Annotated in this window: 27 protein-coding genes; 26 read left to right on the forward strand and 1 reads right to left on the reverse strand. The window is 50.5% G+C overall.

What is annotated here, in order from left to right; all coding sequences use genetic code 11:
- Positions 1 to 44: 44 nt before the first annotated feature.
- From trpE to WH45_RS14240, 19 genes are all read left to right on the forward strand, one after another.
- Complete coding sequence (gene trpE / locus WH45_RS14150; protein WP_046215018.1) at positions 45 to 1,613, forward strand: anthranilate synthase component I; 1,569 nt, start codon at positions 45 to 47, stop codon at positions 1,611 to 1,613.
- Between the two features lie 100 nt (positions 1,614 to 1,713).
- Positions 1,714 to 2,754, forward strand: a complete 1,041-nt coding sequence (gene trpD / locus WH45_RS14155; RefSeq protein ID WP_046215019.1) for an anthranilate phosphoribosyltransferase — start codon at positions 1,714 to 1,716, stop codon at positions 2,752 to 2,754.
- A complete protein-coding gene (trpC, locus tag WH45_RS14160) occupies positions 2,744 to 3,580 on the forward strand; it encodes an indole-3-glycerol phosphate synthase TrpC (protein WP_046215020.1) in 837 nt (278 codons plus the stop codon). Before trpD ends, trpC begins: the two co-directional genes overlap by 11 nt.
- A 40-nt stretch (positions 3,581 to 3,620) precedes the next feature.
- On the forward strand, positions 3,621 to 4,322 hold the full coding sequence (locus tag WH45_RS14165; RefSeq protein ID WP_268748575.1) for a phosphoribosylanthranilate isomerase: 702 nt from the start codon (positions 3,621 to 3,623) through the stop codon (positions 4,320 to 4,322).
- Positions 4,322 to 5,518: a tryptophan synthase subunit beta gene (gene trpB, locus WH45_RS14170; RefSeq protein ID WP_046215022.1), complete on the forward strand. Its 1,197-nt coding sequence runs from the start codon at positions 4,322 to 4,324 to the stop codon at positions 5,516 to 5,518. The genes WH45_RS14165 and trpB overlap by 1 nt, the downstream gene beginning before the upstream one ends.
- Positions 5,515 to 6,348 carry a tryptophan synthase subunit alpha gene (gene trpA, locus WH45_RS14175; RefSeq protein WP_046215023.1) on the forward strand — a complete coding sequence of 278 codons (834 nt, stop codon included), beginning with the start codon at positions 5,515 to 5,517 and terminating at the stop codon, positions 6,346 to 6,348. Before trpB ends, trpA begins: the two co-directional genes overlap by 4 nt.
- A 286-nt stretch (positions 6,349 to 6,634) precedes the next feature.
- Complete coding sequence (gene hisC, locus WH45_RS14180; protein WP_046215024.1) at positions 6,635 to 7,732, forward strand: histidinol-phosphate transaminase; 1,098 nt, start codon at positions 6,635 to 6,637, stop codon at positions 7,730 to 7,732.
- A 183-nt stretch (positions 7,733 to 7,915) separates the two neighbouring features.
- Positions 7,916 to 9,016, forward strand: a complete 1,101-nt coding sequence (locus WH45_RS14185) for a prephenate dehydrogenase (RefSeq protein WP_046215025.1) — start codon at positions 7,916 to 7,918, stop codon at positions 9,014 to 9,016.
- A 368-nt stretch (positions 9,017 to 9,384) separates the two neighbouring features.
- Entirely contained in the window at positions 9,385 to 9,795 is a 411-nt protein-coding gene (locus tag WH45_RS14190) for a DUF2243 domain-containing protein (protein WP_407668029.1), read from the forward strand.
- Between the two features lie 117 nt (positions 9,796 to 9,912).
- Positions 9,913 to 10,716 carry a cytochrome c oxidase assembly protein gene (locus tag WH45_RS14195; protein ID WP_046215027.1) on the forward strand — a complete coding sequence of 268 codons (804 nt, stop codon included), beginning with the start codon at positions 9,913 to 9,915 and terminating at the stop codon, positions 10,714 to 10,716.
- A gap of 942 nt (positions 10,717 to 11,658) precedes the next feature.
- Positions 11,659 to 12,255, forward strand: a complete 597-nt coding sequence (locus tag WH45_RS14200) for an RNA polymerase sigma factor (RefSeq protein WP_046215028.1) — start codon at positions 11,659 to 11,661, stop codon at positions 12,253 to 12,255.
- Positions 12,252 to 12,878 carry an anti-sigma factor gene (locus WH45_RS14205; RefSeq protein WP_046215029.1) on the forward strand — a complete coding sequence of 209 codons (627 nt, stop codon included), beginning with the start codon at positions 12,252 to 12,254 and terminating at the stop codon, positions 12,876 to 12,878. The genes WH45_RS14200 and WH45_RS14205 overlap by 4 nt, the downstream gene beginning before the upstream one ends.
- 151 nt (positions 12,879 to 13,029) lie before the next feature.
- Positions 13,030 to 13,605, forward strand: a complete 576-nt coding sequence (locus tag WH45_RS14210; protein WP_046215205.1) for a histidine phosphatase family protein — start codon at positions 13,030 to 13,032, stop codon at positions 13,603 to 13,605.
- 240 nt (positions 13,606 to 13,845) lie between these two features.
- Entirely contained in the window at positions 13,846 to 14,352 is a 507-nt protein-coding gene (locus WH45_RS14215) for a gamma carbonic anhydrase family protein (RefSeq protein WP_046215030.1), read from the forward strand.
- A 23-nt stretch (positions 14,353 to 14,375) separates the two neighbouring features.
- A complete protein-coding gene (locus WH45_RS14220) occupies positions 14,376 to 14,615 on the forward strand; it encodes an IDEAL domain-containing protein (protein ID WP_046215031.1) in 240 nt (79 codons plus the stop codon).
- Positions 14,616 to 14,853: 238 nt separating this feature from the next.
- Complete coding sequence (locus WH45_RS14225) at positions 14,854 to 15,492, forward strand: DUF1405 domain-containing protein (protein WP_046215032.1); 639 nt, start codon at positions 14,854 to 14,856, stop codon at positions 15,490 to 15,492.
- A 61-nt stretch (positions 15,493 to 15,553) separates the two neighbouring features.
- Complete coding sequence (locus WH45_RS14230; protein WP_082096796.1) at positions 15,554 to 16,555, forward strand: NAD(P)-dependent alcohol dehydrogenase; 1,002 nt, start codon at positions 15,554 to 15,556, stop codon at positions 16,553 to 16,555.
- 176 nt (positions 16,556 to 16,731) lie between these two features.
- Positions 16,732 to 17,268: a sigma-70 family RNA polymerase sigma factor gene (locus WH45_RS14235; RefSeq protein WP_152663558.1), complete on the forward strand. Its 537-nt coding sequence runs from the start codon at positions 16,732 to 16,734 to the stop codon at positions 17,266 to 17,268.
- Positions 17,261 to 18,823: a DUF4179 domain-containing protein gene (locus WH45_RS14240; protein ID WP_052723786.1), complete on the forward strand. Its 1,563-nt coding sequence runs from the start codon at positions 17,261 to 17,263 to the stop codon at positions 18,821 to 18,823. The genes WH45_RS14235 and WH45_RS14240 overlap by 8 nt, the downstream gene beginning before the upstream one ends.
- Before the next feature lie 205 nt (positions 18,824 to 19,028).
- On the opposite strand, the gene WH45_RS14245 is transcribed toward WH45_RS14240, so the two are convergent.
- Positions 19,029 to 19,904, reverse strand: a complete 876-nt coding sequence (locus WH45_RS14245) for a YitT family protein (protein WP_046215034.1) — start codon at positions 19,902 to 19,904, stop codon at positions 19,029 to 19,031.
- A 299-nt stretch (positions 19,905 to 20,203) separates the two neighbouring features.
- On the opposite strand from WH45_RS14245, the gene WH45_RS14250 reads away from it, so the two are divergent.
- The 7 genes from WH45_RS14250 (at position 20,204) to WH45_RS14280 (ending at position 26,231) form a co-directional block, all read left to right on the forward strand.
- Positions 20,204 to 20,554, forward strand: coding sequence for a nucleotide pyrophosphohydrolase (locus WH45_RS14250; RefSeq protein WP_046215035.1), 351 nt, complete (start codon positions 20,204 to 20,206; stop codon positions 20,552 to 20,554).
- Between the two features lie 100 nt (positions 20,555 to 20,654).
- Positions 20,655 to 21,458 carry a 4-hydroxy-tetrahydrodipicolinate reductase gene (gene dapB / locus WH45_RS14255; protein WP_046215036.1) on the forward strand — a complete coding sequence of 268 codons (804 nt, stop codon included), beginning with the start codon at positions 20,655 to 20,657 and terminating at the stop codon, positions 21,456 to 21,458.
- A 102-nt stretch (positions 21,459 to 21,560) separates the two neighbouring features.
- Positions 21,561 to 21,986 (forward strand): methylglyoxal synthase, encoded by a 426-nt coding sequence (gene mgsA, locus WH45_RS14260; protein ID WP_046215037.1) that lies wholly within the window; start codon positions 21,561 to 21,563, stop codon positions 21,984 to 21,986.
- Complete coding sequence (gene bshB1 / locus WH45_RS14265) at positions 21,983 to 22,684, forward strand: bacillithiol biosynthesis deacetylase BshB1 (protein WP_046215038.1); 702 nt, start codon at positions 21,983 to 21,985, stop codon at positions 22,682 to 22,684. The genes mgsA and bshB1 overlap by 4 nt, the downstream gene beginning before the upstream one ends.
- A gap of 134 nt (positions 22,685 to 22,818) precedes the next feature.
- Complete coding sequence (gene bshA / locus WH45_RS14270; RefSeq protein WP_046215039.1) at positions 22,819 to 23,979, forward strand: N-acetyl-alpha-D-glucosaminyl L-malate synthase BshA; 1,161 nt, start codon at positions 22,819 to 22,821, stop codon at positions 23,977 to 23,979.
- A gap of 12 nt (positions 23,980 to 23,991) precedes the next feature.
- Positions 23,992 to 25,257, forward strand: coding sequence for a CCA tRNA nucleotidyltransferase (locus tag WH45_RS14275; RefSeq protein ID WP_046215040.1), 1,266 nt, complete (start codon positions 23,992 to 23,994; stop codon positions 25,255 to 25,257).
- Entirely contained in the window at positions 25,254 to 26,231 is a 978-nt protein-coding gene (locus WH45_RS14280) for a biotin--[acetyl-CoA-carboxylase] ligase (protein WP_200897704.1), read from the forward strand. Before WH45_RS14275 ends, WH45_RS14280 begins: the two co-directional genes overlap by 4 nt.
- Positions 26,232 to 26,841 lie beyond the last annotated feature (610 nt).

The following is a 26,841-nucleotide window of genomic DNA, read 5'->3' on the forward strand; positions in this document are numbered from 1 at the left end:
ATTCAAACGAACTATCCCTATACGAGACAAAGGAGCGGATACTTATGATTCAACCACAGGTAGAGCAAGTGATCGCAATGGCAGGTCAATATAATCTGGTTCCTATTACCAAGCGGCTGCTGGGAGATATGGAGACACCGATCCGGATTTTCCAGCGTTACGCGGATCATAAGCGAGCCTTTCTGCTGGAGAGTGTGGAAGGTGGCAGCAAATGGGCACGGTATTCCTTTATCGGCAGTGACCCATTCCTGATGATCTCCGGCAAGCAGGGACAGATCACACTGGAAGTGAACGGCGAGAAAAAGGCCTTAATCGGCAAGCCGGTAGAGCAGCTCAAAGCGCTGCTGCGCCGCTACCGCAGTCCCAAGCTGGACACATTGCCTCCTTTTACAGGCGGAGCGATCGGATTCTTCGGCTATGATCTGCTGCAGTATTACGAGAGGCTGCCGGCTCACCGGGTGGATGATATGGGCATGGACGATATTCAGTTTATGTTTTGCGATCAGATTGTGGTCTTTGACCATGTGAAGCAGCATATCCTGCTCGTCAGCAATGTGCACATTCCCGAGGGAGCAGATGATCAGCAGATCCGCAAAGCCTATGACCAGGCTTCACGCAAGCTGGAAAGTATGGAACTGCTGCTGCACAATCAGCCGCCAGTCAGCACAGCAGGACGCGCTCCGGTATCCGAAGATATCGAGATGGGCGAGATTCAGTCGAATATGACCAAGGAACAATATCTGGGCGGAGTAAGCCGGGCCAAAGAATATATCCGGGCCGGAGACATTTTTCAGGTGGTGCTGTCCCAGCGCTTCCATATTGAAACTGAGGTTGCTCCGCTGGAAGTGTACCGGGTACTGCGAACGATGAACCCTTCGCCATATATGTATTACCTGAAAATGGATGACGAGATTATCGTCGGGACCTCGCCGGAAGCGCTCGTCAAAGTGGAAGGCGACCGGCTGCAGACCCGTCCTATCGCCGGTACGCGGCCGAGAGGTAAGACAGAGGCGGAAGATCAGGCACTGGCCGAGGAGCTGCTGCAGGATGAGAAAGAGCGGGCAGAACATCTAATGCTCGTCGATCTGGGACGGAATGATCTGGGACGTGTATCCGAATACGGTACGGTCAAGACCGATTCTTTTATGCAGATCGAGAAATACTCGCATGTCATGCATATCGTGTCCAATGTATCGGGCCAACTGAGCAAGGACAAAGATTTCTTTGATGCGTTTCTCTCCTGTCTGCCAGCGGGGACGGTATCCGGCGCACCGAAGCTGCGGGCGATGGAAATTATCGCAGAGATCGAGAATGAAGCACGCGGTGCGTATGCCGGTGCCATCGGATATCTGGGCTTTTCCGGAAATATGGATGCATGCATCACGATCCGGACGATTATTTTCAAACATGGTCGTGCCTATGTGCAGGCCGGAGCCGGTATCGTCTGGGACTCCATTGCGGAAAATGAATATGAGGAAACAGTCAACAAAGCCAAAGGGATGCTCAAATCGATCCGGGTAGCGGAAGCGATGTTCCCGCCCCAAGCAAAGCAGCAGGATACGGTGACCAATCAGGATTATCTGTATGGCTACGAGCCGGTACCACTAAAATAAAACACGAGTTGATAACGTGATTTCGATATAGCATGAAAATGAATTTATACGTCTACAGTTATGGTATTTTACAGTAGCAGAATTCAAAGGAGGAGACGATATGCATACATCAGCAACGATGCAGCAGGCCATTACCAAAGTCATTCAGGGAGAGCATTTGCAGCGGGAAGAAGCGAACCGTGTGATGAGTACCATTATGAGCGGGGAAGCGACACCTTCGCAGATCGGCGGGCTGCTCACAGCGCTGCGGGTCAAGGGAGAGACTGTGGAAGAGATTGCAGGCTTTGCCGAAGCGATGCGCATGAGTGGCGGACGGGTGCCGGTATTGTCCTCCAATCTGCTGGATACGTGCGGTACAGGCGGATCGGGCATTCACAAGTTTAACATTTCCACCGTATCGGCTATTATTGCTTCATCGGTATCGGTACGTGTAGCCAAGCATGGCAACCGGTCGGCTTCCGGCAAGGCAGGCAGTGCGGATGTGCTGGAAGCACTCGGGGTCAATATCGGACTGAATGCCGATCAGGCGGCCCGCTGTCTCGATGAGATCGGCATCTGCTTCCTGTTTGCCCAGGTATTCCATCCATCAATGAAGCACGCCGCCGCCACCAGACGCGAACTAGGCGTACGCACGGTCTTCAATATGCTGGGGCCGCTGACCAATCCGGCAGGCGCAGACCGCCAGCTGATCGGATTGTATGATGGCAGCAAAATCGAGACGGTCGCCGAGACGCTGAATCTGCTGGGACTCAAGCGTGCGATGGTCGTCGCCAGTCATGACGGACTGGATGAGATCAGCATTGCCGCTCCTACACGGATCGCCGAGCTGCGGGACGGACAGGTGCAGACGTATGAAGTGAATCCGCATGATTTTGGATTGGATATGCATCCGCTGGAACATATGCTTGGTGGAGATGCACTGCAAAATGCAGATATTATCCGCCGGGTACTGCATGGAGAGAAAGGTGCTTATCGTGATGTTGTACTGGCCAACACGGCAGCCTGCATTTACCTGGCCGGACAGGCCGATCATCTGGCAGAAGGTGCAGCCATTGCTGCGGCAGCCATCGATTCCGGGGCAGCAGCTCACAAGCTGGAACAACTAATTCAGACAACGGAGGCATATAGCTATGTATCTTGATCGTATCGTCGTAACCAAACAAAGTGAAGTGGAACAGTTAGCCAGCCGGTTCTCGTTGGCAGAAGCAGAGCGTCAGATATCCGCCATGCCTGCAACGCGTGGATTCCGGGATGCACTGACCAAGACACCAAATCGCAGCCTCGGTCTGATTGCCGAAGTAAAAAAAGCTTCACCGTCCAAAGGGCTGATTCGTCCGGACTTTCATCCGGTACATATCGCTCGTGCCTATGAAGAGGCTGGAGCCGATTGCATTTCGATATTGACCGATGTGCAGTATTTCCAGGGAAATAACAGCTATCTGACCGAGATTCGTGAAGCGATTCAGCTGCCGCTGCTGCGCAAGGACTTTATTATCGATGAACGGCAGATCTACGAAGCGCGTCTGATCGGAGCAGATGCGATTCTGCTGATTGCAGCCATTTTGACACCTGCACAGATTCGTGACTACCTGAGACTGGCTGTATCACTCGGACTGGATGTACTGATCGAGGTACATGATCGTCATGAACTGGAGATTGTACTGGCAGCCGAGGGAGCGGTAGAACATGGATTAATCGGTGTGAATAACCGCGATCTCAAGACTTTCGAGACTACGCTGACAACGACCGCAGAGCTGATCAAGCTGCTGCCTGAAGGAGTGCCTTTAATTAGCGAGAGTGGGATTATGTCACCGGATGATATCCGTTATGTAGCTGAAGCGGGAGCTGCCGGCGTGCTAGTTGGAGAATATTTTATGCGACAGGATGATATTGCCCAGGCGGTCCGAACCCTCATGCAACCTGCGCAGTCTCGTTTGCAGTCTGCTGCCGAGGATTCCCATGAATAATCAGCAGTCACAATCTGCTTTTTCCCATCCTGATCCTGCTATAAATGAGAGCGGAAAACACAATGGTAAAGCAGAAACGAGGATAAAAATTTGTGGACTTCAAAGCGTTGAAGTGCTAAAATCTATGATACCGTTACCCGTCGATTATATCGGGTTTGTGTTCGCAAAAAGCAAGCGTCAGATCACACCACAGCAGGCAGCCGGATTGATCGGAGTGCTGCAGCAGTGGCCCGATGGAAAGCGTCCACAGAGTGCAGGAGTGTTTGTGAATCCGACGATGGATGAACTGGGTGCTGTCATGAGCACTGCTCCACTGGATGTGATCCAGCTGCATGGCCAGGAGACACCGGAATTTTGCCAGCAGGTACGTGAGGTGTTGGATGTGCAGGTATTCAAGGTAATCTCCCTTGGCGGCAATCCGCAGCAGCCCGAGTTGGATGCTGCTGCTCAATTGGAAATGTATGAAGGCAGCGTAGACGCCTTTTTATTAGATACGTATGACCCTCTGTATGGAGGAGGCTCCGGCAAGACATTTGCCTGGGACCGGATTCGTGCTTACCATGACTGGACCGCAGCGCGGAATATCCCGCTGTTTGTCGCGGGAGGACTGAACCCGGATAATGTGAATGCACTGCTGTCCGGCTATCCGCTGGAAGGTATTGATGTGTCCAGCGGCGTCGAGACGGATGGAACCAAGGATATTGCAAAAATCAAATCGTTTGTGGAAAGGGCGAGATCATAATGACAACACTACCTGATGCAAAAGGAAGATTTGGAGACTTCGGCGGACGCTATGTGCCGGAGACGCTAATGAACGCACTGATTGAGCTCGAAGAATCTTACCGCAGATATGCGGCTGACGATGAATTTAATGCAGAGGTTGCCTATCTGCTCAAAGAATATTCCGGACGCGAGACCCCGCTTTATTATGCAGAGAGACTGACCGAACAGCTGGGCGGTCCAAAAATCTATCTCAAGCGTGAGGATCTCAACCATACCGGCGCTCACAAAATCAACAATGCGATCGGCCAGGGTGTACTTGCCAAGCGCATGGGCAAGCAAAAAGTAATCGCCGAAACAGGAGCCGGACAGCATGGCGTTGCGACAGCCACGGTCGCAGCACTGCTCGGTCTGGAATGTAAAGTATTCATGGGTGAAGAGGATATTAAGCGTCAGCAGCTCAATGTATTCCGCATGAACATGCTGGGCGCCGAAGTCGTACCGGTTACCTCGGGCAGCCGTACACTCAAGGACGCAGGCAATGAAGCGCTGCGCTACTGGGTCAGCAATGTGGACGATACGTTCTACATTCTCGGCTCTGCCGTCGGTCCTCATCCGTATCCGATGATGGTGCGTAACTTCCAGCGGGTGATCGGCGACGAGACCCGCCGTCAGATTCTGGAAAAGGAAAACCGTCTGCCGCATACCGTGGTAGCGGCTATCGGCGGCGGCAGCAATGCGATCGGCATGTTCTATCCATTTGTGGAAGATAAGGAAGTACGCCTGATCGGTGTGGAAGCGGCCGGCCGGGGTATTGATACTCCACTGCATGCAGCCACGATGAGCCTCGGTACCAAAGGCGTATTTCAGGGCTCGATGAGCTATCTGCTGCAGGATCAGCATGGACAGGTGCAGGAAGCACACTCTATTTCAGCCGGACTGGATTATCCCGGTGTCGGCCCGGAGCATTCGTATCTCAAGGATATTGAGCGTGCCCAGTACGTGCCGATCACTGACCAGGAAGCATTGGATGCACTCAAGCTGCTGTGCCGGACCGAAGGCATCATTCCAGCACTTGAATCCGCTCATGCCATTGCCCATACCGTCAAGCTCGCCAAGGAAATGACAGCGGATCAGTTGCTGGTCATCTGCCTGTCGGGACGCGGTGACAAGGATGTCGAATCCATTATGAGATATGAACGGGAGGGGTCGCTATGAGTATTACAGGACAGAGCCAGAACCGGATGGATGTTACATTTTCCGAACTTCGGGAAAAGGGCGGCACCGCGCTGATTCCTTTCCTAACGGTAGGTGATCCCGATCCGCAGACGACCGTCGATATTATCGTCGAGCTGCAGGCGGCCGGAGCACATATCCTGGAGCTTGGCGTTCCGTACTCTGACCCGCTGGCGGATGGTCCGGTGATCCAGCGCGCATCCCAGCGTTCACTGACTCATCGGGTGACGATTGATACCTGTCTGGAAGTCGCCGAGCAGGCGCGCAGCCGCGGAGTGACGATGCCTTTTATCCTGTTCACCTATTACAATCCGATCCTGCAGTATGGACTGGACCGCTTCTTCGAGCAGATGCAGCATTATGATATCAGCGGCATGATCATACCGGATCTGCCGGTGGAAGAATCCGAAGAGATGCGCAGCCGCTCCAGAGCAGCAGGTGTCAGCCTCGTACCGCTCGTGGCACCTACTTCGGAAGAACGGATTGCTTCCATTCTGGATGGGGCACAGGGGTTTGTGTACTGCGTCTCTTCGCTCGGTGTAACCGGTGAGCGTGCTTCTTTCCATAACAATGTGGAGCAATTTATCCGTAATGTCAAAGCAAACACGGATCTGCCGGTAGCGGTCGGGTTTGGCATTTCCAGTCATGAGCAGGTACGTAAATTTTCCGAGTTCTGCGACGGCGTAGTGGTGGGCAGCGCAATTGTGCGTCAGATCGAGTCCCAGATTCCGCTGCTTACCGACCCGGAGCGCAAAGCCGATGGGCTGCGGCAGATCCGGAATTTTGTATCCGAATTGATCGGATCGGAATAAGCGATTACGGTCTGTCATGGCGATCTTACCAGGTACCGTTACTGTCTGATCATCATCAATAAAATAACAGATTGCTGTCATGATCATGCAGTGGAGAACAGAGTTTTTGCTCCGGCTGCATTCATGAAACAGTAACCGTCATGCTGTACCAGCGGATGGGATCATATCGGATCAGCGTGAAACAGGTTTTCCGCGGAAACGATGGATTCCGTCCGCTAATTCTGTATAATGAAATGAATACGCAGCAGAAAAGAAACCGTACAAAGTCCGAAGGAGTGGTCCCGAAATGAAACCGAAATCCCGTATTGTCAATATTCCCGTCTACCAGCCAGGCAAGCCGATTGAAGAGGTGAAGCGCGAGCTTGGATTGACTGAAGTGACCAAGCTGGCTTCCAACGAGAATCCGTATGGTTCAGCACCTTCCGTACAGCAGGCGATTGCGGCAGAACTGTCCCAGCTGCACCTGTATCCGGATGGCGGCGCTGTCGAGCTGACTGCCGAGCTGGCAGCTTCGCTTGGCGTGCAGTCCGAGCAGATCATCTTCGGCTGTGGTTCCGATGAGATCATTGCTCTGATTACACGTGCTTTCCTGGAGCCGGGTGATGAGACCATCATGGCCGACCAGACATTCTCTGTGTATAAGAGCAACGCAGATATCGAGGGTGCTGCTGTTCACGAAGTGTCGCTCAAGGATGGCGTGCATGATCTTTCGGCGATGCTGGAGCAAATCAATGACCGTACCAAAATTGTCTGGGTATGCAATCCGAACAACCCGACAGGTACGATTGTGGATGAAGCCGAGCTGGTGCAATTCCTCGATCAGGTACCGGCGCATGTGCTGGTTGTACTGGATGAAGCCTATTACGAGTATGTAGTGGACGGCGCCTACCCGCAGAGCATCCCAATGCTGGATCAATATCCGAATCTGGTCATTCTGCGCACATTTTCCAAAATCTACGGTCTGGCTGCACTGCGCATCGGCTACGGAGTCGGTGGAGCAGATGTGATCAAGCTGATCAACCAGGTGCGTGAACCGTTCAACACATCACGGATCGGACAGGCTGCAGCTCGTCAGGCGCTGAGAGACCAGGCTTTTGTCGATGAATGCCGTACCAAGAACCGTGAAGGCATTGAGTACCTGACAGGACATTTTGATCGTCTGGGCCTCTCTTATTTCCCGAGCCAGACGAACTTCATCATGGTCGATACCGGGCATCCGGCAATGGAAGTATTCCAGGCCATGCTGAGCCGCGGCGTCATTATCCGTGCCGGTCATCACAAATATCCGAGCTATATCCGTGTGACCGTTGGAACACCGCGCGAGAATGAGATTTTCATCCATGCACTGGAAGAGGCACTGCAGGAACGTACTGCCTCCGTATAAGACTGAGGTACTGCGTTAAGTAGGCTGTATAAAAGGGAACAGGCGGATTTCCTCCGGCAGAGAAGTTGGCAGGCGAATCCGCTGCTCACCTGTAACCAGGGATTATGGTGCTTTAAAGCATCTATGCAGCATATCATTTGGCGTACAAAGCAATCTAATCAATGAAGAATGAGTGGGATAATTATGACAACAAAAATTGCAATCTTCGGCGTAGGGCTAATCGGCGGTTCACTCGCGCTTTGCTTTAAAGGCAAGCCGGGTCTGCATGTGACCGGTTATACGCACCTGCCGGAATTGATACATACCTTCCAGGAGCGGCAGGTTGTCGATCATGCAACGCTATCGGTAGAGGAAGCAGCATTGGAAGCGGACTTTATATTCCTCTGTGTACCGGTCAGTCTGCTCGGAACCTATCTGGAGCAGCTGAGCCGTCTGCCGCTCAAGCCAGGCTGCATCATTACCGATGTAGGCAGTACCAAGGGATCGATCACAGCCTGTGCCGATCAGCTGCAGCTGCGTGAGGATGTGCATTTCATCGGCGGTCATCCAATGGCAGGATCGGAACGCTCCGGAGTAGGGGCCGCTTCCTATCTGCTGTTTGAAAATGCCTACTATGTGCTGACTCCGCCGGCTCAGGTACCCCAACCTGTGTACGAACGTCTGGCTGATCTGCTGACACAGCATACCCGTGCCCAGATTATCAAAGTCGAGCCGCTGATGCATGACGAGATTGTCGGGGCGATCAGCCATTTGCCGCATGTGATTGCGGTTGCGCTGGTCAACCAGATTCGCAGCTATAATGAAGGCAATCCATTATACCGGATGCTGGCAGCAGGAGGATTCCGAGATATTACCCGGATTGCGTCCAGTGACCCGATCGTATGGCGGGATATTCTGCTCAATAACCGTCATATTGTGCTGCAGCTGCTGCAGGACTGGAATGAAGGAGTGGAGCAGTTTATCGGTCTGCTGGAGAGTCAGGATGCGCGTGGTATCGAAGAGCAGTTTGAAAAAGCGGGTGCTTTCCGCGATGAGCTGCCCGAGCGTCGCAAGGGCATGATCGCCAAACTGTATGATCTGTACCTCGATGTACCGGATCATCCCGGTATTATTGGCAAAATTACGACCGAAATCGGTAACCGCGGCATCAACATCAGCAACGTACAGATTATCGAGAGCCGGGAGGATGTGCCGGGCGTCATGCGCCTGTCTTTCCGCAATGAGCATGATATGGAGCAGGCGAAGGCAATGCTCCAGCAAAGTGAATACTCCGTATTTGTCTGAGAAACGACAGTTGTTCAGCAGGGAAGCACTGTTAACCATAACTGCTGTCTTACGGCTGTGTCGTTCATCATCTTCAGCACACGGTAACTCGTATCCTTTATAAGGACGTGCTCATGATCTCTAAGAAAGTTATGTCTCTTATTATTTCCGAGAAGGCTGTATCTCACATCATCTCCAGGAACGCTGTGTCATTCACAGCGTTCTTTTTGTTTTTGTTATGCTGGAAAGGGTAATAGGCTGTTGAATGTAAAATATTTACCAATTTATTCACCGGCAAAAATGCCCAAGGAGGAAACAGGATGACATCTCACACACGAGATATCCATGATGACACGGCTGAGCCGCGTCGTATTTACAGCAAGCGCAATATGTGGTCAGGTTTCTTGTTTGGCGTAGGACTGGCGGCTTTTATTGATGAGACGATTTTTCATCAGCTGCTGCACTGGCATCACTTTTACGATTTGTCGACCACAGCGGTCGGACTGGTATCGGATGGATTTTTTCACGCGTTCAGCTGGTTTGCCACGATCGCTTCCCTGTTTCTGTTCGCCGATCTGCGGCGGCGCAAGGCACTCTGGATGACACGCTGGTGGGGCGGCGTTCTGCTCGGAGCAGGGCTGTTCCAGCTGTATGACGGACTGGTACAGCACAAGCTGATGGGGATTCACCAGATTCGGTACAACGTCGATCTGACGCCCTATGACCTGACCTGGAATATTATTGCGGTCATCATGATCATTATCGGCAGCATTCTGGTCTGGCGCACGCGCCGTGCCTGATACCGGTATGCAGGTAGGCTCAAAACTCCAAGGCTTCAAGGCTCCGCTAATAACTTCCCTGCCAGCACCGATTGATCAGGCTGGCAGGCTATTTAGGATGAAAGGGGAAAAGGGAAGATGGAACATTCAATGGGACATGGAGGCACTTCGGCATCGATTGCAGTGGAATTGATCTGCACACTGATCTATGCGGCTGCAATATTGGGCTATACGCTGATGGGACTGCTCTCCAGCCGAAATTATAAATCCTGGCCGCTATACCGTTACCTCTGCTGGTATGCAGGCTGTACCTGTGCAGTAATCGTCATTATCGGGCCGTTCGCAGCAGCAGCGCACAGCGATTTTCGCATACATATGATCGGTCATCTGCTGCTCGGAATGCTGGGTCCACTGCTGATGGCTATAGCTGCTCCGGTTACACTGCTGCTGCGCAGTCTGCCGGTGAGCCGGGCACGGGGGCTGAGCAGCTTCCTGCGCAGTCCGTATCCTGCGCTGGTCTGTCACCCGATTGTGGCAGCTCTGCTGAATACCGGTGGTCTGTGGCTGCTGTATACGACTCCGCTCTACACATGGATGCACCAGTACACCGCAGTTAACCTGCTGGTTCATCTGCATATTCTGCTGGCAGGGTATGTATTCACCATTTCCATGCTGTATATCGATCCGGTAGCTCATAGGTATGGCTATGTGTACCGGGCGATCGTGGCTATTATAGCTGCGGCTCTGCACGGCATGCTGTCCAAATACATTTATATTCATCCTCCGGCAGGCATACCGGCGGGGGACGCGGAGACAGGGGCAATGTGGATGTACTATGGCGGGGATCTGGTTCAGCTGATCATTATCGGGCTGTTTTGTTACCGATGGTACCGGGATGCACGTCCACGGAAGCTGGTTGTATCGACTGCTTTGGATAGCTGATTCCAAAGCGGTCATCACTTGGAAGTACACGTATACATTAAGTGGATATCACATTAATTTTAAAAAAATGTAAATTTACCAAAAAAGATTAGCTAAAAGGGTTGACTTAATGAAAGCGCATACAGTATACTGTAACTACAGTATGGTTTCTCTCCACTCCTATCCAATAACTGGAGTTTCTGAAATATGAAACTCGAACCGCTAACTTATGTTAGCGGTTTCTTTTTTTGTCCGAACAGTTATTTAGCGAACTTTGAATTGCAGCAGCTTTGTATGGTATAACAGATAAGGGAGTTTTCGTCTGCCGTTATCCAGTAGGGAATTCAGCCTTTGATGGAACCGATCTTGCAGCACCTACATAATCGATTTGGGATGTATACATAAATAATTGCACCTGGTTCCAGAAAAACATCGTTTCATCCCATCCCTTGACTGCGGATAACGAGGCACAGCAGAAGGGATAGCAGGAGAGTAAGCGTTTTTTTCAACCGTACAGGATTAATTAGATGGCTGGATCAGCAACCTTTTAACTTTGCCATCCGTCTAAAAGTCAGGTATGATATAAAGGTTGCACTTGTGCAGTGCCATGAAATGAATCGGTTTGGCTCCGTACCGACGGCTCATTTCCATGAATCGGCCTGGCCGGCAAACGATCTGCTGGCAAGTGATTATTCTGAACGTATTCAAGCGGCCGCGAAGCTGCATTTGAAAAATATAAGCAAGATGTCCCTTCTGTCCGGTCAGCCTGATTGAGGCTGAGCCCATTATTCCAGTCGCTCGTTCGGTTCTCCGAACAAGCCTACCATCCATATAAAATCAGTGAATTGTTGTCAGCTGCGGAAAATGTTATAAACACCGCAACTTTTGCCGTCCTATCCGGTATTATCTAATACATAAGGAATGGGAAGATGCGGCGGCAACAATGAGGAGGGTCGCATTTCAATGACAGATTCCCTGTTAATTCAGGAAATTAAAAACGGTGATGTGGAGCTGTATTCTGAGCTGATGCGCCGTTATCAGCGCAAGATTCTGGCGTTTATCTATCATATGCTCAAAAGCTCCAATCTCGAAATTATGGCAGAAGACCTGTGCTCGGAGACGTTCTACAAGGCTTACAAAAGCCTGCATTCCTTCCGTGAAGTGGATGCTTCGTTCTCCACCTGGCTGTATACAATCGCACGCAATACCGTCCTGAGCGAACTGCGCAAGCAGAAAAACGGCAGTATTCCTCTGGAAGAGAGCGGCTACACTCCGGTGGCACCGAACAGTATGGTGCCCGAGCAGGCTGTACTGCGCGGAGAACGCGTCCAGATGGTGCGGGAAGCGATTGACCAGCTGCCTGAAAAACAACGATCTGCTTTGATCCTCCGCGAATACGATCAGCTGGACTATCAGGAAATTGCTGATATCCTCTGTCAAAGTGTAAGCTCCGTCAAATCTCTATTGTTCCGGGCAAGAGCGAGCGTAAAAACACGGCTAGAGCCGTATTATTATGACTCGGTCTACAATCAGCCTAGTGAAGGGATGAAGAGAAAATGAATTGCAGAGAGGCCGAAGAGCTGTTCGGGATCTATTGGGACCTGACACCGGATGATCCACGCCGGTTGGCACTGGACGAACATGTTCGGGAGTGTCCTGACTGCGCGGCAGAATTTGAAGTGTGGAAAGAAAGTCATGAACTGATTCAGGCGGAAACAGCACAATTGGAAGATATGCCGACCATGACGATCCGCGCCGAAAATATAAACCGGAACGTTATGGACCGGATTTATGCCGAATCGCCGTGGCTGGTACAGACGGATGTAAAGCGTGGACCTATCTCGCGTTTGTTTCGCCGTCGTCTGTCCGTCTGGATCTCCTCGCTCATTGCGGTCTTTATATGCAGTTCCATTTACTTGACACTCGATATGACAGGCACGTTTGAACAGCAGCCGCAACCGGAAAGGGTTATCGGCATTGTGCCTACTGCTGTGGCTACAGGCGATGATAGTACCGTTGTGTATTCGTCGCTTCATTTTGCCGGATCGGAACGGGGATTGATCGATCCGCTGGTGATTCCGATGAATCCGAGCCATCCGCAGTACTGGATGATTTTGTCGCTTGTCGGCATGCTGCTGGCGCTGGTCTCCCTGCGCTGGCTCGCCCGGACCAAACATCAATAATAAACACAAAGATGCACAGCCTGTAGGCAAATTCCGCAATTGGACGGATGCCGGCAGGCTTTTATTTATGTTATGCTGTAGATATTCATAGTCAGTACATAGCAGCGATCGCAGCATGCGTGAGCAGTCGGAGAAAGGGTGTAAAGGAAAGATGCGGATCGGATTAATCAGGCACGGCTTGACCGACTGGAATGCGCTGGGGCGTATTCAGGGGCACAGCGATATTCCATTAAACGAGGAAGGGAGGAGACAAGCGTCACGGTTGGCGGAACGACTCGCGGTAGAGCCGATTCACTGGGACCATATTATTTCCAGCAGTCTGCAGCGTGCTCATGAGACCGCGCAGATTATCGCACAGCGGCTGGACATCCCACTTCTGGAACCGGATGAGCGCCTCAAGGAAAGAGGCTTCGGTCAGGTGGAAGGATTAACCTGGACCGAACGTGAAGCCAAGTGGGGTACAGATTGGGAGACGCTGGAGCTGGGGCAGGAAAAGGTCGAGCTGCTTCAGGAACGCGGAATGAGCTTTCTCAATTCCACCTGGGAACAGTTCCCCAACCATAATATTCTTGTCGTTAGTCATGGCGGTTTCCTCTCGCATCTGTTCACTTTGCTGCTGCAAGAGCAGCATAGAGAGCGAATCGGCAATTTGTCACTGACTGTTCTGGAACGGGAAGCCCAAGAATGGAAGGCTTTGCTGTATAATAATACGGATCATCTTCAGTAATGAGGTATGATGTGATATATGGACGCAAATGGAAGCATGGTCACGATTGAGGCTGGTTGGAGAACCGTCACGCGTGCTCATTGGTCTATATTGAGGTATACCGATAGGAGAAAAGAGTCGGAGATAAGAGGCTCCAGCATAAAGTTTACAGCATTGTCATTATTTTTTATCACTTTTTTTGTGAAATTGCTGATGCGCTTACACATCTTTTGGTTAAAATCCAGATAAGGAGCGGATAACATGTTATTGCCCTACCACAATCAATGGCCGATTGTACACAAAAATACATTCATCGCTGAGGGTGCCAAGCTGATCGGAGACGTGAAGCTGGGCGAGGACAGTAGCGTATGGTTTAATACCGTACTGCGCGGAGATCTCGCTCCGGTAATCATTGGTGACCGATGTAATGTACAAGATCTGGCTGTAGGACATGTACATGAGATTCACCCCTTAATTATTGAAAATGATGTTTCCGTCGGACACTCTGCTATTGTTCACGGCTGCCGGATCGGTCAAGGCTCCTTGATCGGAATGGGTGCCATTTTGCTGAACGGAGTAGAGGTTGGTGAATATTCGTTAATTGGTGCAGGTTCAATTGTCACAGAGAATAACAAAATTCCACCTTATACTCTTGCACTCGGTTCACCGGCACGTGTAATCCGCGAACTAACCGAAGCTGATCTGCAGCGAATGGCCAGGACTACACAGAGCTATGTGGATAAAGGAAGAGAGTTCAGGAATCCATGAATAGCATTATGGAGGTGCGCCCTATGTACAAGATGAAAGTAACCTATGAGGTCATGTTGGGTTTGGCAGCTGAGATGGTATGGGACCAAGTACTTCGCGAACATCGGATTGAGGAACTGAACACACTTATTGATCGGGCGCTTGCCGACAGAGATGAAGAATCTTTTCAGAAGTGGACTAATGAATTGCGTTCATTAGCGCCGGCTATTGAAGTCGAACTGCCAGAAGTGGAGCATTATGAACGTAAATCATTATCTCACTAAGACGATATGTATTTATCATTTTATCCTATAAAAGTCTGCCGTGATCTGTGGCAGACTTTTTTGATGCCATTTTTTGATCGTATGTACTCCTGACGGCTGACTTGAAAGGGAAAAGGCAGAATAGCGCTTGCTTGTTAGCATACTTACTTTTAAACTAGTAGAGATTATGTCCGGAATGGGCGGTATTCGGCAATACGATGCCATGCCTTCGGCTGGATAGAGATAAAGGAGAATGGAAATGCCGATTTCTTATTTATGGAGCAGAATGTTCCTGACGGATCGCCGGCTGTTGTGGCTGCTGCTCATCTGCAATGCGCTGGGGACGATTTACGGATACATATGGTATGGTGCACAGATGGAATATACACTGGAACGCTGGCCATCCTGGATGGTTATATTTGTTCCGGACAGCCCGACAGCGAGCCTGTTTTTCAGTATTGCACTGGTCTTTCTGATGTTTCCGCCGCGCAGTGAATGGCTGCAGATCGTGCGCAAGCTTTTTGAAGCACTAGCCGTCGTTACGTCGGTCAAGTATGGCGTCTGGGCGGTTGTCATGATATTCTGGGGGCAGGCGCTGGGCGATACACTGGTGTGGGAAGACTGGATGTTGACCTTTTCCCATCTGGCGATGGCGATCGAATCGCTGCTGTTTGTCCGCTTTTTCCTGTTCGGCTGGAAATCATTGATTATTGCGCTCGGCTGGACATTGCTCAACGATTATATGGATTACAGTCAGGGCATTTATCCGTGGCTGACGGAAGAACTGGTCAAACGGCTGAATCAGGTACGGAATTTCACAGTAACATTGACGGTACTATCTGCACTGGTTGGAGGTCTTGCTCTATGGCAGGCTCGCCGTGAACGCAAACGGCTCTAGCTGATCGTAAGGAAGAATTCTGGCCCTGCACACTCATGCGGAATCGGATGGAGGTCTTCAAATGGAAGCGGCAACCGGCAAAATGATGGCTCTGGTGTACGATACCTATGGCATGTCCGATGTTCTTTATGTGGAAGAAATGGAAATTCCTCAGGCACGCGATCATGAAATACTGATCAGAGTGTATGCTGCATCAGTGAATTCCTGGGATTGGGACCTCCTGCGCGGCAAGCCATTTGCCAATCGGATTGGTCGGCCCTACAAGCCGCGTTACCGTATACTGGGCGCCGATGTGGCAGGACAAGTTATCTCGGTAGGTGCTGCTGTAAGCAAGTTCCAACAGGGAGATAGAGTGTTTGGCGACATTTCCGGGTGCGGGTGGGGCGGATTTGCGGAGTATGTATGTGCCCATGAAGACGCGTTGACATTGATGCCAGAGGATCTTGAATTTGAGCAGGCAGCGGCTATTCCACAAGCGGCTGTGCTGGCTCTGCAGGGATTGCGTGATCAAGGAAAGCTTGCCAAAGATCATCATGTACTGATCAATGGTGCAGGCGGCGGTGTGGGTACATTCGGTATTCAATATGCCAAATGGCTCGGAGCTGAAGTGACCGGCGTGGACAGCATGGAAAAGCTGGATCTGCTGAGCAGGCTCGGAGCGGATCATGTGCTCGATTATACACGCAGCGATTTCACTGGAAATGGTCAGCAGTATGATGTCATCCTCGATGTAATCGGGAATCGTTCGATTTTTGATATCAAAAAAGCACTCCGACCCGGCGGTACATACGTGATTATCGGGGGGACTACATTCCGGATTCTTGAAGCGCTTGCGGCATCTCCATGGATCGGCTGGTTGGAGAAAAAGAAAGTAAAGCTGCTGATTCATAAACCGAATCATGATGATCAGCTTGTCTGGAAGTCGCTGGTGGAGACAGGCCGGATTACACCTGTGATCGATCGGAAGTATTCATTACAAGAGGGAGCCCAAGCATTACGGTATTTCGGTGAAGGTCGTATGCTGGGCAAGGTCATCATTACGATGAAGTCGGATGTTCACTGACAATCCAGTTTTCAAAAATCCGCTTAAAGCCGCCTGTGCAAGGCGGTTTTTTATTTTGACTGAATATTCGCTGGTTGGTATGACACGATTCCGGCTGGATGGAATAAAAATATAAATTCAGTGAACCGGATGACCTTCTGCTGCATCTTATATAAAGAAAGAGTACAGAGGGAGGAATGAATGGTGTGAATCTGACTGAAGAAGTAAGACTGGCACAGGGAGGCAGCAAGGAAGCATTTATCCGGTTGATTCATGATCTGGAGATGAATCTGTACCGGCTCGCCCGCTCCATGCTTGGCAGTGAGGACGATTGTGCGGATGCCATACAGGAGACCATTGTAAAAGCATATATGTCACTCTCTCAGCTGCGAAGGCCCGGAGCTTTCAAATCCTGGATCTACCGCATTCTGATCAATGAGTGTTATACCATTTTGCGCAGACAGCAGCGGATGATGGTCACCGGGGAAGAGATTAGCATTACCGATGTACATAATCATTATAAACGGATAGATCTGCTGGAGGTTGTGGATCAATTGGAGCATGAGCTGCGCACCGTCGTGATCCTGTACTACTTTGAAGATATGCCAGTACGGGATATTGCAGAACTGCTGGACATCTCTGCCGGTACGGTCAAGTCCCGCTTGTATCGCGCCCGCGCAGTACTTGCAGCCAAGCTGGAACCAGAGACGGAAGGGAGAGTACGCTATGAATGATCCACTGGATCGTCAGCTGAGAGAAAAAGCCAAGCAGAGCGCTCTGGAAATGCCTGAAGTGATTCGGCAGCGTATTGATCAGACACTCGCTGGTCTGCCGGATAATGCTGATATCAAAGATTCCAATCAGTCTGCAAAATACTCCAATACCAATACATACATATTTCCAAAATGGGCTATTAGTGTGGTTGTGGTTGCTGGCCTGATTGCCGGTATTACCTGGTACAAGATGCCCGTTTTTGCGGATATTGTACGTTCCCTGTTCAGTCAAAAGAATGCACCGGATAGCGGGCTGTTACATGCACAGGAACTTGGGCTTGTTCAACATCCTAATATTGAAATGAAAAATAATGGCTATACGATAAAGGTTGATGAAGCCGTTGCCGATCCAACCCGTGCGATCATGGCACTTGAAATTTATGGCCCCGATGGAAGAATGAATTCCAATTTGTTTTTGAATTATGAAGCTATTGTGATTAAAGATGATAAAGGGAAAACGGTGGGAACCATGTACGATATTGGCGGAACCACCGACTTTTATTATATGTGGGCTGTATTTGACGAACCCCTTCAGACAAAGAATATTACGATAGAAGCGAATATTACCAGCTTGAAAGAAGCATATACCCATAACATCATACAAGGGAACTGGAAATTCCAATTTACGATTGACTTAGATAAAGCAAACAAACAGACCAGAATCATTCCGATCATAGGAAACTATACGTCGCCTGATGGAATGAGCATAAGCTTAAAACGTATTACACGTATGGTTCAGGGAGTACGGCTGGAATTGGATACTCAATTATCTAAAAAAGCACTGGAGCGCTCTCCAGGAGAACTGTGGAAAGAGCAGGAAATCCGATTCCATATTGAGGATAGGTCGGGGAATCATATTGTAAATGTAAGTTCTGCTGATCCTAATCCGAATGTATTAACTTCTCAGCATATTGCAGGTGAAAAGACTGGAGAAATGCACTGGAGCTATACATTCAGTGATTTGCCTGTCGATCAACCCTATTATTTGGTATTAGACGGGTATCTGGTAAAAGAACGTGATGGACATGCTCTGACATTTGACCCGGCTCATGTCAATTATCCCTTGTCTTTCGATTCTATGGGAGATCAGCTAAAGTTGGGGAAATATGAAGTCAATCATGAAGGAGATGACCTATCCAAATCGTTGGAGGGAAGCTTGCCTGTAATCGGTAAGGTCAAGAACGGTATGGATAGTTATGAATATACAGCGATAGATGAATATGGAAACACATATAAAGTAGATGGAAAAGGCAGCTATAAATCAACCTCTGATAAAAATAGTGCCGGTATCGAGCTGGATCAGTTCAAGAGTAAAGATGATGATATGGGCTATGAACTCCGTATATTCGGATTGGATAGAGTACCTGAAAAGCTTACACTCATTCGCACAACGACCAAGCGTTGGTATGGAAATACCAATTGGAAGATTAAAATACAGGAAACCAAAAACACAATCAACAAAAAGGAAAAGCAGGAAAAGTACAAGCTGAAAATAGACAGGCAAACTACAGAGTAACAGTCATATCCAGCAGCAGAAAAAGCACTGAACAATTCGTTCAGTGCTTTTGTCATATAAAGAATTCACCTATCCTTAGCGAATGTTTTTCGGGTTTCATTGATATGTTTCCCAGTGCTAATATACATATTGGCACTGTATGACCCCGATTCTGGATAAATACCCTATATATTGCCGCTCCATACGTCCAGATATTTAACTCGTCTCAGTGATGCAGCTCTTCCCGGAACCCTTCCCCATGCACATCATTCACTTCATTAATAATCACAAATGCCCGCGGGTCCACCGATTTCACAATTGTATGTACCCGCCGGATCTCCTGACGGGAGACGACGCAGTAGGCGACTTCCTTGGCCTGCTTGGAATAGGCGCCAATCGCAGGGATCAGCGTCACGCCGCGATCCATTTCTTTCATAATAATCTCGGCAATCTCCCCGGCATGATCGCTGATGATCGTAAATGCTTTGCCGGAATAAGCGCCTTCTTGGATAAAGTCAATAATCTTGGTGGCAATAAATACCGTTACCAGCGTGTACAGCACCAGCTCCTTGGAAATAAAGAACAGGGAACCGCCAATAATGATAATGTCCAGCACCAGCATAATCTGGCCGATACTCCAGCCGAATGCCCGGTTCAGAATTGTCGCGATAATATCCGAGCCACCCGTCGTCCCGCCGAACCGGAATACGATCCCCAGCCCAATTCCCAGCGTTACGCCTGCGTACAATACAGCCAGAATATAATCATGCTGCGTCTGGAATGGCACAATCCAGCCCATATCGATCAGCCGCTCGAACAGCCACAGGAAAAAGGTCAGCGCAGCGATTCCTACCCCGGTGTAAATCATCTTTCGCCGACCGAGCATTTTGAGTCCGATCAGAAACAGTGGAATATTAATGATTAATGTGGACAGCGAAGGCGAGATGCCAAAGGAATAATTCAGCAAAATGGTAATTCCGGTAACGCCGCCTTCCATAAGTTTATTCGGAATAATAAAATACAACAAACCAAAGGCGTAGACGCCCGCACCGAACAGAATCGGCAAAATAACCCTGAATTGCCGCCAAAATTGTTGTACCATGATGTGAATACCTCCATTGGAATAGTCAAGGATAAAGGGAAATAGGTACAGTAAAAAGGATTTGTTTTCAAAATCGCTTTAGGATAACATGGTAATGACATATTCAATTGACACCATATCGCAGAATGGTACATACAGAATGATATCAAATCCCGGTTGCAGCCCGGCCCATTCTTAACTATATGGGGGAGTCATGAATTCGGCAATAGGCAGTATTGGCGGCTTTCCGGAGCGTATACATACCTATACACCATTTGTAATTTTTATACTATTTATCTGGAATTTACGGAGGGATTGAAATGACAGAAAAATCACTTGCGGAAATGCAAAGAGAGGTAGACGCCTACATTTCTCAGTTCAAGGAAGGATACTTTTCCCCGCTGGCCATGTTGGCGCGAATGTCGGAGGAAGTCGGTGAACTGGCGCGTGAAGTAAACCATTCCTTTGGCGAGAAGCCCAAAAAAAGCGACGAAGACGATAATTCGATCGAACTGGAACTTGGCGATATCCTGTTTATTACGATTTGTTTTGCCAATTCGCTCGGGATTGATCTGGCGGAGGCTCATGATAAAGTAATGCATAAATTTAATACCCGGGACAAAGACCGCTGGACACGCATTGATGCGAAATCGGACGGAGACAGTCAGTAAATGCAGCCGAATGATAAAGTACTGGCTCATTTGACGGATACACACTTATAATAAGTATCTATATAATGATAATGAATAGCAGCGGTAAAGGAGATTAGTCATGGACAAACCGATTCGTGTAATTGTAGCCGGCGCCGGAGGGCGTATGGGCAAGGAAGTTGTAAAGCTGGCGCTTGGCGATCAGGAGTTGGAACTCGCAGCTGCTGTCGGACGCTCCGATGCAGGCAAGGATGCCGGAGAAATGGTAGGAATGGGAACAGCGGGTGTGCTGGTGACAGCTGATCTGCAGGAAGCACTCTCTGCCGTGCAGGCGGATGTGCTGGTCGATTTTACAAACCCTGAATTTGCCTATGAACATGCCAATCTGGCGATTGCAGCAGGTGTGCGTCCCGTGATGGGAACGACCGGCTATACACCCGAGCAGATTGAAGAATTGAACACCAAATGTGAGCAGGCCGGCATTGGCGGCTTGATCGCTCCGAACTTCTCTATTGGCGCTATTTTGCTGATGCGCTTCTCGGCGCTGGCAGCCAAGCATTTCCCGCATCTGGAGATTATCGAGTATCACGGTGACCAGAAGCTGGATGCGCCTTCAGGAACCGCGGTAAAGACAGCGGAGATGATCTCCGAAGTGCGTGAATCCATGAAGCAGGGCAATCCGAACGAAAAGGAAACCATTGCCGGCTCACGTGGTGGAGAGTACGATGGATTCCGCATTCACAGCGTACGTCTGCCCGGAGTATTTGCCCAGCAGGAAGTGATCTTTGGCAGCTTTGGCCAGTCACTCAAAATTCGTCATGATTCCTATGAGCGCGCAGGTTATATGCCAGGCGTGAAAATTGGGGTACAAAAGGTTATGGAATATACCGGTATGGTATACGGGTTTGAACGATTCGTCGACTAAGCGGAAAGTAAATCTTCCAGTGATCTGCCTGTGTATCTCGTAGGGGTCGCTGAACAGTTAGTGAATATACCGATAAATAGATAAATGATGGGAGAGATGTCTGTGTTTCAGATTGCTTTTATCGCGCATGATCGTAAAAAGGATGAAATGGTTAACTTTGTAACGGCCTATGAGCATGTATTCCAGGGCCACCAGTTGTATTCCACCGGTACAACCGGACTGCGGATCATGGAACAGACGGAACTAAAAATTCACCGCTTTATGTCTGGTCCGCTGGGCGGTGACCAGCAGATCGGTGCACTCGTTGCCCAGAACCAGCTGGATCTGATCATTTTCCTGCGTGATCCATTGATGGCGCAGCCGCATGAACCCGATATTACGGCACTGCTGCGTATCTGCGACGTGCAGGGTATTCCGGTAGCGACCAATATTGCGACTGCCGAGATTCTGGTTAAAGCGCTGGATCGTGGAGATTTCGCCTGGCGTGAGCTGCCGGACAAGTACAAACCGGTGGAGGATATGAAATGATTGAGTCGCTGGACATTCTGATCTTCGGCGCTCATGCGGATGACGCGGAGATCGGGATGGCCGGAACGATTATCAAGCATACCGCAGCGGGTCTGCGGGTAGGCATCTGCGAACTAACCGAAGCGGAAATGTCTTCCAACGGTACGGTCGAGCTGCGCAAGCAGGAGGCGGCTGCGGCTGCGGAAGTGATGGGCCTTGCCTATCGCAATAATCTGAGGCTGCCGGATCGCGGTCTGGAACGCTCGCGGGAACAGCTGGATGCCATTACAGCGGAGATTCGCCGCTGTGCGCCGAAAATTGTGTTTGCCCCTTACTGGGAAGACCGCCATCCCGATCATATGGTATGCAGCAAGCTGGTGGAAGAAGCGGTATTCAATGCCAAGCTGCGACGCTATATGCCGGAGCTGCCGCCGGTTACCGTGCAGCAGACGTATTATTACTTTATCAATGATCCGGGCCCGGCCAATCTGATGATTGATGTAAGCGAACATTACGAACGCAAAATACAGACGCTGTCCTGCTATGCTTCGCAGTTCGGCGGTCTTGGCAGCGACAGCGATACCGTCGCGACGCCGCTGAATCAGGGCTATGTCGAGCGTGTTCGCTACCGTGATTCACTGGCCGGACAGCGCAGTATGGTTCCGTATGCGGAAGGGTTTGTTACCCGCACTCCGTACGTAGCCGAACGGCTGCTGTAGGCTGTTGCTGTGCAAAGTACAGGGAGCTTGCAGTGATTGGTATTTGGACGGAAACAGGGTATATAAAAGATATATTTTCATATAAACATACAGATATACATTAATGGATGATTAGAGGAAGGGAGACTGCCCTTATGGACAAGATGCTGAAAATTGGCATCACTTGTTATCCGTCACTTGGCGGTTCCGGCGTCGTGGCGACCGAACTTGGCAAGCTGCTTGCCGAAAAAGGGCATGAAGTGCATTTTATTTCGCATAGTGTCCCTTTTCGTCTGGGAACGTTTCACAAAAATATTTTCTATCATGAAGTCGAGGTTAACGACTATTATGTATTCAAGTATCCACCATATGATCTGACACTGGCGAATAAAATGGCCCAGGTGGCCAAAATGCAGCAGCTGGATGTGCTGCATGTGCATTATGCGGTACCACATGCAGTGTGTGCCTTTCTGGCCAAACAGATGATCGGTGACCATCTCAAAGTGGTAACCACACTGCACGGGACAGACATTACCGTGCTGGCTCAGGACGAATCGCTCAAGGACCTGATTCGTCTGGCGATCAACGAAAGTGATGCAGTGACAGCCGTCTCCAAGGATCTGATCCGGGAGACGCATGAGCTGCTCGATATAACGCGTGATATTGATCTCACGTACAATTTTGTGGACAAACGGGTATATTATCCGCGGGAAACGGCCCAGCTATGCGAAGATTTCGGATTTGGGGATGACCGGATCATTATGCATATCTCCAACTTCCGTCCGGTCAAGCGTGTCAGCGATGTAGTCGATACCTTTGCCAGAATCAATGCCGAGATTCCTTCACGGCTGCTGTTTGTCGGCGAAGGCCCGGATCTGCCGAAGATCCAGTGGCAGATTCAGGAACTGGGGTTGACGGATCGTGTACATTTCCTTGGCAAGCAGGACGATATTCCGCAGGTAATCTCGCTGGCCGACATTCTCATGCTGCCTTCCGAAAAGGAAAGCTTTGGCCTGGTGGCGCTGGAAGCGATGGCCTGCGGCGTACCGACGATCGGATCACAGGCCGGCGGCATTCCCGAGCTGGTCGTTCATGGAGAGACCGGCTATCTGGCACAGATCGGGGATACGGAAGCGATGGCAGGCTATGCACTGCAGCTGCTGCGTGATCCCCTGCTGATGCAGCGGGTACGTGAACAATGTATCCAGCGGGCCCAGACGGAATTCAGCAATGAAGCGATGTTAAATAAATACGAACAAATCTATTACCGCGTACTGGGCCGCGAGATGTCCCATACTTCTGCGGTACAGGGTTGAGAGGAATAAGCAATGGATTGGAAATGGATTGATCCACAGATGGCGGAGCAGGGTATATCTCTGCTCCGCCATCTGGTTGAACAGGGATATGAAGGTTATTTTGTCGGTGGCTGTGTCCGGGATGAGCTGATGGGCCGTCCGGTAAATGATATGGATATAGCGACCAATGCCACACCCGAGCAGGTAATGGCTTTATTTGAACATACCATTCCCACGGGAATCGCTCATGGAACGATCACTGTCATTATGAATGGTGAGCATTTCGAAGTGACTACATACCGCACGGAGAGTGATTATACCGATCACCGGCGTCCGGAGCAGGTGCAGTTTGTCAGCGATCTGTATGAAGACCTGCGGCGCCGGGATTTTACGATGAATGCAATCGCCCGCGGCATCGACGGCAGCTATGTCGATCCGTTCCATGGCAGGGAAGATCTGGAGCAGGGCATAATCCGCTGCGTCGGTGACCCGGAGGAGCGGTTTGAGGAAGATGCGCTGCGTATGCTGCGCGGTATCCGTTTCTCGGCGGTATTTGATTTTACGATTGAAAAGGCGACCTGGCAGGCACTGCTGCACCGCCGCTCGCTGATCAGCTATATTGCAGCCGAGCGTATCCGGGTCGAAATGGAGAAAATGATCGCCGGTCCTCACCCGTTCAAAGGTATCCGGCTGCTGCAGGAGAGTGAACTGGTACCATACATGAAAATACAGGTGCCCTGCCCGCCGAAGCAGCCGGAGCTGCTGAACCGGTTGGCGGATGTGCCAGCTTCGCCTGCCGCATTGCGATGGACGCTTATGATCATGGCGCTGGGACTGGATAGTGACCGTATGAAGCCTTATATGAAGGAATGGACCTTTTCCAATGCCTTTATGGATCAGGTATCCCGTCTGCTGCGTATGAATGATCGACTGCTTACTGCTTCCGCAGCCGGGGAATCTCTGTACGAGATCTATGTCTCCGCAGTTATCGATTATGGATGCGAGGCAGCCCTGCAGTGGCGGCAGCTCTATCCGGTTCTGCCGGAACAGGAACAGCGGCAGCTTGCGGTTGCCGCGCAGCATGCCCAGGAGTGGCTGGATGGAATGAGCATATTCGGCCTTGGGGATGTACAGATCAATGGACAGGAGATACTCGCAGCCCTGCAGGCCAAGGGGGGGCCATGGCTGGGTAAATTGATGAACAGTATTCTGCTGGCAGCGGCTACCGGTCAGCTGGATAATGAAAGGGAAGCGATTCTGGAATATGCCCGTCAGCGGTACGAAGAGAGGGAAGACTGATGCGTGATGAACAACTGCTGGCGCTCCTGACCGAGCGTCCAGGTGAATATATATCCGGAGAAGAGATCAGCCGCCGGATGGCCGTCAGCCGAACCGCCGTATGGAAAGGCATTAACCGACTCAAGGAGCAGGGATACGAGTTCGAATCGGTCACCCGCAAAGGCTACCGGATCACCCGTTATCCGGATCGGTTCGATGAAGTCTCCCTGCGTATGCGTCTGGGCGAAGTGACCTCATGGGGAGAGCCCTTGCACTTATTCCCGTCGATCGGTTCCACACAGGATATCGCCCGTACATTGGCCGAACAGGGCGCACCTGAGGGGACACTGGTCATTGCGGAAGAGCAGACCAAGGGGCGCGGCAGACAGGGACGCCACTGGCATTCCCCTCCGGGCCGCGGCATCTGGATGAGCCTGATTATGCGTCCGGTGCAGCCGCTGCAGTATACCCCGCAGCTGACCCTGCTGGCGGCAGTCGCCGTCTGCCGGGCACTGCGCAGTGTCAGCAGCCTGAATATCGGTATCAAATGGCCGAATGATCTGCTGATCGACGGGCGCAAAGTATGCGGCATTCTCGTTGAATCCGCTGCCGAGGATGGGTATGTGCGTCACGCGATTGCCGGAATCGGCATCGACGTCAATCTGGCGACCGAAGACCTGCCGGAAGAACTGCAGTCTATTGCCACATCGCTGCGTATGGAAAGCGGCGGCGAGCCGCTGGATCGTACCGTGGTAGTGGCAGCGGTCGTACAGGAACTGGAAGCGATGTACCGGCTGTACAGCGAGCAGGGATTTGCGGCGATTGCTGCGTTGTGGGAAGCGCTGGCTTTCTCCATGGGTCAGCATTTGACCGTTCATACTCCGCAGGGCGTGATAAACGGAACAGCGACAGGGCTTGGAAGCAACGGTGAACTGCTGCTTCAGCAGGAGGATGGTACTATTTTGCCGGTATACTCGGGTGAAATTAATCTCTAACCGGGCAAGCAGAGGCATCAGAGCTACCAAAAGCACTCCAACATTATAAAAGCACCCAAATACCAGTGGCGCTGAAAGTCTTCAAGCACCAAAAACACTCAGGCGCTAGAGGCAATAAAGGTACCGGTAAAAGCACTGGAGGACTGAGCAGAATGCAAGGGGATATATCAGTATTTGGAATCTATATCCCCGGTAGGTAAGTAATAAAATGTAATTAACTTTAAATAGTGAAATTGTGGAACGACTCTGGTATACTAGCAGGGAAGACGGTATCGGCATGACCGAACCGTACTTTATGATGTTAACTTGGTGTAAGCTGGCAGGCGAGCACCGTCAGAGGATATGGAGTCGTGCCGAGCGATTTGGCCGTGTGGACAATTATGTCCGGCAGCCTATAGGCAGCAGCTCTGTACCGTCCGGGATCTATTTTTCCGGCTGATCTGTATTCTGCCCTACTATATGTATCCTGCGGGATACCCATACGAAGCGAGGTGTTGGCTAACTTCAATTCTGCTCTGAGCCATGAAATGGACCGAGACAGGAGAGACGATCGCAAAGTGACTCTTTTTTGGACTCAGGACCTTTTTAGTGATCAACTAAAAGGTTTTTT

This window comes from Paenibacillus wulumuqiensis (assembly GCF_000971965.1).
GTDB classification, from domain to species: domain Bacteria; phylum Bacillota; class Bacilli; order Paenibacillales; family Paenibacillaceae; genus Saccharibacillus; species Saccharibacillus wulumuqiensis.